General features: G+C 37.3%; 5 protein-coding genes and 1 pseudogene. 1 reads left to right on the plus strand and 5 read right to left on the minus strand.

Features of this window, described 5'->3' with window-relative positions; translation table 11 throughout:
* Positions 1-273: 273 nt before the first annotated feature.
* From FE784_RS40095 to FE784_RS40115, 5 genes are read right to left on the minus strand one after another with little or no spacing between them, the layout of a single operon-like run.
* Entirely contained in the window at positions 274-807 is a 534-nt protein-coding gene (locus FE784_RS40095) for a hypothetical protein (protein ID WP_139607902.1), read from the minus strand.
* A gap of 25 nt (positions 808-832) precedes the next feature.
* On the minus strand, positions 833-3,457 hold the full coding sequence (locus FE784_RS40100) for a lipase/acyltransferase domain-containing protein (protein ID WP_139607903.1): 2,625 nt from the start codon (positions 3,455-3,457) through the stop codon (positions 833-835).
* Positions 3,458-3,508: 51 nt separating this feature from the next.
* Positions 3,509-4,849, minus strand: a complete 1,341-nt coding sequence (locus tag FE784_RS40105; RefSeq protein ID WP_139607904.1) for a hypothetical protein — start codon at positions 4,847-4,849, stop codon at positions 3,509-3,511.
* 15 nt (positions 4,850-4,864) lie between these two features.
* A complete protein-coding gene (locus FE784_RS40110) occupies positions 4,865-6,853 on the minus strand; it encodes an ATP-binding protein (RefSeq protein WP_139607905.1) in 1,989 nt (662 codons plus the stop codon).
* On the minus strand, positions 6,850-7,680 hold the full coding sequence (locus tag FE784_RS40115) for a DNA adenine methylase (RefSeq protein WP_218103891.1): 831 nt from the start codon (positions 7,678-7,680) through the stop codon (positions 6,850-6,852). Before FE784_RS40115 ends, FE784_RS40110 begins: the two co-directional genes overlap by 4 nt.
* Positions 7,681-8,117: 437 nt before the next feature.
* On the opposite strand from FE784_RS40115, the pseudogene FE784_RS40120 reads away from it, so the two are divergent.
* Positions 8,118-8,443, plus strand: a pseudogene (locus tag FE784_RS40120) (integrase core domain-containing protein); the annotation flags it as partial.
* Positions 8,444-8,891: the final 448 nt, after the last annotated feature.

An 8,891-nucleotide genomic window follows, 5' to 3' on the forward strand; every position in this document is an offset into this window, starting at 1 on the left:
AGGGGTTCTCTTCCCCTACTTCCATACCGAACAAAAAAGCATCCTTACGGGTGCTCTTGTTTGGTATGGAGGCGAGGGGATTTGAACCCCTGTCCGAAGATAACGCCACATCAGCTTCTACGGGTGTAGTGACAGCTTTGATGTCACCCTAGAGTCTTCCTGTAACCGACTACCCTTTGGGTCAGCCTGATTATCTTCTTCAGCTAGCCGCAGGCGGAGATTTCAAACACATGAATTAATGCATGCAAGTTAAATTTGCTTCGAAAATTGACACTATATAAAAGCCAAATTACTTTTTTTTTGTGGTTCCTCCTCAAGAAATACCCTTGTATTATAGCCTTGGTAAGTATCTTCGATAAGTTGATTTAGATATTTTTTAAGGCCATTGGACCTTGACGGTACTTTAACATAAACGTGTAAAGTTTTGGACTTATAATCAAAAATAACATTAATATCATCTACATGTATGTTAACTCCAACTTGACTGGCTTTAGCCTGAATCATAGGTGATATTTGGATAGTTAGTTCGTTTTTAGATCGAATATTTACGGAGGTAATCCGTTTTTCATAAAAGTAGGCTACTACAGGAATTAACCCAAAGACAAAGGTAAGTATTAAATAAAATATACCGTAGATCAAAGATAATATTAAGTTTCCTATAGCCATAAAAAGAGGGAGAATGAGGTATTTCAGTTTATTAAGTAGAGTCACATCAAAAAACAAACCTCTACGAATTTGATTCTTAATTATAGAATAGTAGCCAATAACACCTATTATCAAGATCAGGTTAATTAATATCGGAATCACTCTTCCCCCTCCTTTCGTAGGCATACTACTTTTTCTTTCTAATCTTAATTTCATGGATCCTCAAAACATTATTTGTTCTATTCTCCCTGATGCTTATCTCGAGTGGATGTATAGTAACATTACTCCAATAATCCTTTAAGTGCTCCACAATCCAACTTTCTTTAAAGGAGCCCTCATAACAAGAAGATTCATCATTATAATCAACTTCTACATCCTCCAGATAGGTTTCAGACCCCACCTTTAAGGTCAATAAGGCATTACATTCCAATGTACGGATATAGTTCCCAAGATCATCCATCAACTTAAAGCTAAACTCATATCGACTATTCGGTCCAGAAGGCAAAGTAATATCTTCCATTAGATCTTGAAATGATACCGTAAAATCAGTATCCATCATAAAGTATGCCTTTATATACTCGTTTGATACCTCAATATAGCTTGCTTCTTTAATATTTTTGGCTGTTAGCGTTCTACTTGGATGACTTGCACCAAATTTCTTTTTAATCCTAACACGTTTAGGATTGTCCAAGTGCAAGCTACTAAAAAAGCGTATCACATTTTGGTCTTCTACTACACCTTCAAAAAGTCCGACTATATCATTCTCATCAATATTAAAAACCTCGGTATAATTAAATCCCATCTCCGTTTCATAACTAATTACTATTTCACGCTGTTGGGGATCCTTGACGTAAAGAACCGTATTATTAAATATAATTTCTTCATCCAATTTCTCGCGTTTACTAATTACAGATGTTATTTGTCCAAGCGGGAAGCCATATTTTGAGGCCAAAAACTCCAGCTCTTCGTTTGGACTTGTCTTTAACTCATACATATGAGAGTAGAATGTGAATTCGACAAGCGGTTTTACACTTCTAATTCTATATATAGTAATTGTATTAATGGGTTCAGTAACACCATACTTATTGCGTGAGAAATAGGATATGGTATTTTCTCCATACTCTAAATCCGCATTAATTTCTTCTCCTTGAAAGAGAGAATATCCATTACCTTGACCTTGAACTTTATAGAAGATGGATTCAATTTCACCCTGAATGCTATCAAGATGAAGTTTCACTACTCCCTCCAGCACATAAATATTCTCTTCACTCCAGATGGGACCATTTGAATTTATCCTTATACTTGTTACAGGAGGCATACTTTCATTATTGGGTCCATCTTTCAAAGGATATTCTACATGTTCACCATCAACACCATCAGATATTACGAGCCTTAAATCATCACTATCTTCAAGTATGACTTCGACTCGTTTGTCTGGTGTGATATTAAACGTCGAAAAGCTTGCTGTCTCGGCTACCTTACCTCCGATATAACTATCTACCGAAATAGAGGTAGGACCTTCTCCATAAGCTTCAACTACCACTTTACTTATTTCCTGGTCTGAGTCCTTATCTTGTTCATTACTTTCATAATACACATAATAAGTGCCGCCTAGTTCTAAAACATTTACGGACGTCGCTCCTAGTCGTTCTAAGCTAATTTCATCAATAGCTTCAACATGACCATAAATATAATCACCTTGTTCATTTACTAGAGATATCATTACAGGACATGCAACCTTAATAAGCTTTCCTGTAAAACCTTGATCTTTCACTAAATTGTAATCTCTCTTTATTCTCTCGGTCTCAGTAATTTCCTGATTAGAGAATATAGACTCAATAATACTTAACACACTTTCATCTGACGGTAAACCATCATGCTTAGCATTTTTAACAAAATATTTTTCAGAAGAAGGTGACATTGCGCTAAACAGTGGAACTGTGGCATCTCCATTGCGATAGTCACCAAAAACCTCTTCTAATTGGTTAATTTCAACTCCTGCTAAAGTTAATTCACCAAAACCTATTATTTCATGGTGTTCTTGCTCGAAATCTTGGTCAAGTTCGTCATGCAAATCCTTGATTACAGAGTCATAGTCATGACCATATTGTTCAAATATGGGTTGCATGACATCTCTAAAAAAGTCTTCTTGTGCATAATAATTTGTTTGAGCAGATCGAAAAGGAACAAAGTTATTCTCGCTTTCAATTGCTTTCTGATAATAGTTTTTCGAAGGCAATAATTGATATACACTTGGAAAAGTAGGGCATACATCTTTCGTTGTTTCTTTATTTATAACTACTCCTGTAATAAAACGCTTGTAACGTTCTGGGATTGATTTACCAAAATTTATGGTTTTATAGGCATCCATTGCCCCATGCCATGGAGTGCCCAGTGTAATAACCTTGCTTACTTTATTATAAGTAATCGGGTTCTCATGTTTAATTTGGTTAAGATATAACTTTGTTATTATTCCTCCCATGCTATGAGCAATGAAAATAATGTTGTCACAATCATCATCAATGTAATCATCAATCGTTTTTTTCTGTTCCAGTATGTTTTTCCGCCAGTCATATGGGACAGGAGTAACTTTAAATGGTTTGGCCCTAAGAAATTCTAATAAAGACTTATACGTGAAATCTAAGATGCTTATCGGTCTATAAAATTCTCCATCATTTTCTTCATTTAGTGTCAAATGCTCGTTATAAAATTTACGCATTTGGGGCTGTAGTATGCGAGGCCAAACATTTAGAGAATGCTTTTGAAGCGTGCTCCCCATAATTCCAGGTATTACTAACACTTGAGTTTTCACAATAATATTCTCCTTACATCTATGTTGTCTTAAAGCATACTAGTGCAATGTTTATTTTCCATCTGGAAATTGAGAAAACTTTTGCAATATTTTTGATGAGGGATAGCTAGACATTGATGCAATTCCGTTTGCAAGTTCAATCGGAAATAATGCCCCCTCATGTTTATGACTAATTAGACTGGGCAACGTAGTTAGTATACGTTCCAGTCCAATTAAATCCTCAGAAGAAGGAAAGCTATTTTCTTCATTGTAAGCTCCTGTGGGGATGTTTAATACCATATAAGTATGAGGATCAAACTTAACATACATTTTTTCTCCCCAGTTTGTTCTCTTACCATAAGGATGAGAAAGGTCGGGCATACGATAAACTTCTTTCCTAACGTAATCATGGGATAAAACTGCATAATGAAGTTTATCATTACGTTCCTTTGGAGATGTAAATCGGGCAATTGTTGAGAGATGATCAAAGAAGACACCACTCTTTTCTTGCCCAATAATATGTATTGGTCTTCCTACGTTTTTAGCGTGCTCAAGAAAGTCTCTCAAAGAGGGCACTAGCTTTGAATACTGACTTCTTAATGTAAGTGGTCCATCTTTTATAAATAACGTGTCACTTAATTGGCTTTTATCTGTATGGTGCCATAGAAGTCTAATTACTGTAAAAAGCATTAATAACTCCATAATTAACATATAAGCAGATGGTACACTCTCTGGAGCACTGTCTTCGTCCATATCTAAATGAAAGCCTATCATATCAGTAAGGAATACTTCTTTATGACACTCACCACAGTGTCCACGGTCAGCATCTACTGGTAATCCTTGAATATCAGCCATGCAATGAGGGCACCCAAAGGAGGGAGAATTTGTGGGAACACTACTCCACTTCTGATATACAATCCATTTAAGTGTTTCATAAAAAATGCCATTTTCATCCACTTTAACAGAATCTTTAATTATATTCCTTATAGCTTCATAATTACTGCCTAGACTTGTTCTGATATTTCGTAGCGGAAAGACAGTTGCGTGAAATATTGCACTTCCTGTCATGACGTCCTGAAGATGGAGTGGATGCGGATGTTCTTTATCTATTGTATCAATTTTTGCACGATCCATTGTCAATAACGCCGTTTTTACGAACGATAACTCTCTGCTGGGAAAGCCATCAGATGATACGCTCACAAAGGATCCATCTACTGCCCATACATTACGTAACGGTTCAGCGGATAGAGAATTAAATTCAGTCCAAAGGGTATTACTAGGATCAGCAATTTGGGCTTTAGGATATTCGAAATCATTGATAAGTGAATTTACCCATTCGCTTTCAATGACACTTAAATGCCCCAGCTTAGAAGCAGATTCACCTGGTAACCGCGTTCCTTGACTATATGGCACAATAACTCTTCCCTTCTAATCTGAAAATGCTGCAGCTTCAAATCGATTGGCTTGTACTGGAATAACAAATCGGTGAGATATAGTTAACATCCGCATATATCCTGGTGTCTTAGATCGTAGGATATCTTCCTCAATACCTAGGAATGCAATCTGCACTTTTGACAGTGCCTTGGTTTCATCAATCGATGATAAATGTCCCACAAAGAAATTTTCAGTCTGAGCCAGAAGTTCCTTATTAATGGTAGAAGGGGACTGAGTCGAGTAAACCATCCCAATATGAAACTTAGCCCCCTCTTTTGCAAATCGCGAATAGACACCAGTTAGATCTTTATCGTTAGTCGGGAATAAATTGTGTGCCTCTTCAAAATATATCTGAATATAGTGATTATTTAGTGAGTTTGTTACAAATTTCTGTTCCTGATGAGCAAAAATAGCCCTAGACAGCATATCTGAGAAGTATCTCCTGATCTCATCAGTAGCATTTCCTAAGTCAAGAATAATTGTTTTTCCCATATCTAGAAGTGCTAATATTTCTTTTAAAAAGTCGCCAGCTCTAGGTGAATGGTATTTAATATAATCTCTCAAAACGCTTGGCCCAGAACCAGTAGCAGGGCTCAAGAAGTCAAGTAGTGCAATATCATCGGCATCAAATAAAGCATTTCCGCTTGAAGATGTTAAATGTTCACTTGTTGGGTTATTACGTCTGTATTCAGTAACAGCCTGAAGCTCTTTGACAAGCTCGTCTAAGGTTGATGGTCGATCAGGTTTCTTTTTTCCTTTATAAACATCTTCCCTCAAAATATCTGTAAAGTGTGGATCAAATTTTTTAGTGTTTTTACTATTGAGCCCAAGAGAAAGCAGCCGTTGTTCATCAACAGGGAAGCCTGCCTTCTTCAATACAGCCCAGTAATACTGAATTTTTCTAATTGGTCTGGTTTTTTCGTTGAAACCCAGCTTTGAAATAGATTCTACACTCGGCAGTTGGACACTATAAAATGCTTTGATATAATTCGACGATTGACTATCCTGTTGGAGCATTGATGCCAATACATTCATACATGAGTCTGGTTGTTCATAAAAGTTTAATCTGAGTGGTTTAGATGGCGTATTGGGCCTTTCTGTCAAGGCATAAACTTCACAACGTTCTGTATATGCAGAGCGAATAGATTTATTCCCATCCTGAGGATTATCATTTGCATACTCTCCATTAATATCAAATATTACTTGGCCCACACTATTATCATTTGCAGTTGCCTCAATAATTCCTTGAGCAATTAACTTTACAACGTTTGACTTACCTAGTCTGGTTTTCCCAAACATAGACGTTCTGGAGCCCTTAAAATCTTTCATTGATATTTTCACCGAAATTCTATTACCTTCATTATTAGCAAGTTGGTTTTCCATCGTTCTTAGTGTTCCCAATTCAAATTGATGTTCAGATTTCACCATTCCATTAACTATAAGGTTCAATAAGGTCTCATCTGGTGAGTAAACCTTATAACGATGGGCGCTAACCACGTTGTTAACATCTCCTGAGAATGCTAACTGTTTTTGATCTGTTGGAGAGGGATAGAACATTCCAAGCACATCACATTCCAGCGCTCCCCACTGTAGTTCCCCTTGCGTCCAAACATCAAGTTCTGGCATAGACTTTTTATGAAGCTCAAAGTATGTTTGCTGAACCTGATTACTCAATGGTGTTGTTGTCACGCCCGTAACTCTTAGCAAAGTAAAATGAGGAGGTAAATTCCCTAAGTTGTTTGGGGTCATAATTAAAAACGAACCCCGTGGTATTCCACCAACAGCTATCTTGTATGGGTCCGAGGTAATAATTTTTGCCTTTTCATAGCCTAATTCCAAAACATAACCTACAAATCTCATTTTATCTAATTGACGTGCTTGTTCCATCCTCGCCTCTTGCTCTAAAAAAGTACGTAGAGAAAAAAGTGGATTATCCTGCGTAGTAGTTTTTGTTACCAAATTACCAAGTCCAACTTGAGTCATATTAATCTTCCCCCTTCTAAATTTGTATGGACTATTATTTCCTCATACTGATTTCTCTTTTTTGGATCTGCAGATATTGAACTATAGCGGGATACAGTATTAATTTCAAAACCTCGCTCTTGATAAAGCTCTCTTAGCAATTGGTGATTAGCGTTTGTCGCTATCACAATCGCTCCTCTTTGTTTAGCTCTGAGTAGTGCGTCCGCAAGCCTCAGTTGATCGTTCCAAGAAAAAAGATTTTCATTATATTTGATGAAGCCATTTTGATTGTGCCTAACCGTGTAGGGAGGATCAGCGAACACTAGATCATCTTGGTTTGCGTTATTTATTAGAAATTCAAAATCTGCATTCCAAATTTGAGTGTTTGTTAATAACTGTGATATACCTTCAAAATTATCAGAATCTAATATTACACTGTCCTTGGTACCCTTAGGCACATTAAAAACACCTTGAAGGTTCACTCGATATATTCCATTGAAACATGTCCTATTAAGATAAATTAGACGCGCAGCCTTCTCATATTGGTCATGGGGAATTGATTCCCGAACTAAATAATAATAGTCATTACTATGGTTTCTTTGATGAACCTCGAGCAATTCATTTACTTTAGCCCAATTCTCCTTAATCGAGCGATATGTTAGAACTAACTCCTCGTTTATGTCTCCAATAATGGCGCGGTTAGGCTTTAAATAAAAAAACACCGAGCCCCCTCCAATAAATGGTTCAATATATGTGTTATATCTCTGTGGGAAAATTTCACCAAACTTCTTGGTGAACCACCGCTTCCCTCCAGCCCACTTTAAAAAAGGAATTATTCCCCCACTCACTCAAATCACTACCCATATGTTCATATTTAAAAGCATGACTTTAGAACTAGTTCGATATTAAACGACGTTTTCCTGCATTTAACAAAAAAAGCATCACAACGGATGCTTAGTGGCTTAGGATTCTTTTGTTTTAAATCTATAACTCCCTTGTCAACAAGCTATTTTAAGCGCTTATTTAGAAAAACTCAATGATTCTAATTGAAGATCTACTCTATTAGATATTTCAATGCACGCAGCGAGTCCCAGTTACCCCTATATTGATCCCCGAGCGCTCTGACTTCCCTACTCTTCACACTTGTCGTATTATACAAATCACTGCTATCGTATGCCGAAATATTGAACATAATAATCTGATCATTATTCAAGTGCGCATATACATCGCCATAGGACACCCTAAGCTTTTCTTTCCCGTCAGGCAGGCTAACGGCCGTTAGTGACCCGAGGGTGAAGTGCTGCACCATTCTGACCGCGGTAGCCAGTACGCCTCACACGATTATCAAGAGCAGCTCAAGGTCTACTCCATGATCGGCAGCATGAGCCGCAAGGGCAACTGCTACGATAATGCCTGCATCGAATCCTTTCACGGTATCATCAAGAAAGAACTGATTTATCTGAACAAGTACGAGACCCGTGCGGAAGCTGAGAAAAGCATTTCGAGTACATCGAAGTTTTCTACAATAATGAACGCATTCATTCGTCGATCGGCTACCGCAAGCCATCTGACTTTGAACGCCAATACCACTTTAATTCGTTAAATCACTAAATTCTGTGTCTACTATCTTGACAGAGGTCCAAAGTCGTCGGACTAACGGCAAACAGAATCTTGTCTTTTACACTCATGCTCTTAAAGTTAATCATGCAACACCACGATTTTCCAAATTATAGTTTAATTCTGTTTTGAATCTTAATTCTCCTTCTCAATATCCACTATATACTGATTACCCTATGTTCCTCGAAGGCTGAGCTTTACATTTATTAATGATCATTGCCTTCTCATTTCACGGAGGCCTTAATGATGTAAGTATGTATAACATGAGAGATATTCTCGGATTCGAGTCTAGCACTACGGAGAAAGCGCACAATGGTGCAGAAATCATCCTCCATGTATAGTGAGAAACAACCTGATAAACGAAAAAGACCACGGAAATTGGTGCTCTCTCTCACAATCAAAATGGAGGCGAGGGGAGTATCGACAATCTCGATTAAACTTG

Source organism: Paenibacillus hemerocallicola, assembly GCF_006265175.1.
Taxonomy (GTDB): Bacteria; Bacillota; Bacilli; order Paenibacillales; family NBRC-103111; genus Paenibacillus_AB; species Paenibacillus_AB hemerocallicola.

Coding starts and splice junctions, on each gene's coding strand:
- FE784_RS40110 (WP_139607905.1), bottom strand. CDS start 6,853: ATGACTCAAGTTGGACTTGGTAATTTGGTAACAAAAACTACTACGCAG.